Below are 791 nucleotides of genomic sequence, written 5' to 3'. Positions count from 1 at the left end.
CCACGCCCAGCCATTGCAGGTAGTCCAGCTTGGCGGTCAGTCCCTTGAGGTCGCCGACGCCGTCCCCGTTGCTGTCCTGGAAGGAGCGGACGAGGACCTCGTAGAAGACGGCTCGTTTGAACCAGTCGGGATCGCGGTCCTTGGCCGGAGTGTCCTCGAAGGTGTCCGGCACGGGCTCGTTGACGATCATATGGTGGGTGACCCTCCGATCTGCGGGTGGGACGGTCGCAGAACCGTGCAGACGTGCGCGGGCGAACGGCCCGGCTCCAGGCGCACATAGTTGGCCCTGCCCCAGTGGTAGGTCTCGCCGGTCAGCTCGTCGCGCACCGGCACCGACTCGTGCCAGTCCAGGCCGAGTTGCGGCATGTCCAACGAGACCGTGGCCTCCTGGGTGTGGTGGGGGTCGAGGTTGGCGACCACCAGAACCGTGTTCGACCCCTGCCGCTTCGAGTAGGCGATCACCTCCTCCTTGTCCGTGGGATGGAAGTGCAGATCGCGCAGTTGGTGCAGTGCCGGGTTCGCACGCCGGATGGTGTTGAGCTTGGTGACGAGGGGGGCGATGGTGCGGCCCTCGCGGGCGGCGGCGGCCCAGTCACGGGGTTTGAGCTGGTACTTCTCGGAGTCGAGGTATTCCTCGCTGCCTTCGCGCAGGGGGGTGTGTTCGCACAGTTCGTAGCCGCTGTAGATGCCCCAGGTGGGGGAGAGGGTGGCGGCGAGGACGGCGCGGACCTCGAAGGCGGGGCGGCCGCCGGTCTGGAGGTAGGCGTGCAGGATGTCGGGGGTGTTGGCGA

Annotated in this window: 2 pseudogenes; both read right to left on the bottom strand. The window is 67.5% G+C overall.

Annotation, left to right across the window (positions count from 1 at the left end):
* Positions 1 to 190, bottom strand: a pseudogene (locus DMH12_RS38675) (trehalose synthase); the annotation flags it as partial.
* Positions 187 to 791: pseudogene (locus DMH12_RS38670) on the bottom strand (alpha-1,4-glucan--maltose-1-phosphate maltosyltransferase); the annotation flags it as partial. The pseudogenes DMH12_RS38675 and DMH12_RS38670, both read right to left, overlap by 4 nt.

The organism is Streptomyces sp. WAC 04229 (assembly GCF_003947455.1).
Lineage (GTDB): Bacteria > Actinomycetota > Actinomycetes > Streptomycetales > Streptomycetaceae > Streptomyces.
The sequence above is the reverse complement of the archived record's forward strand: the minus strand, read 5'-3'. Positions and strand labels throughout refer to the sequence as shown.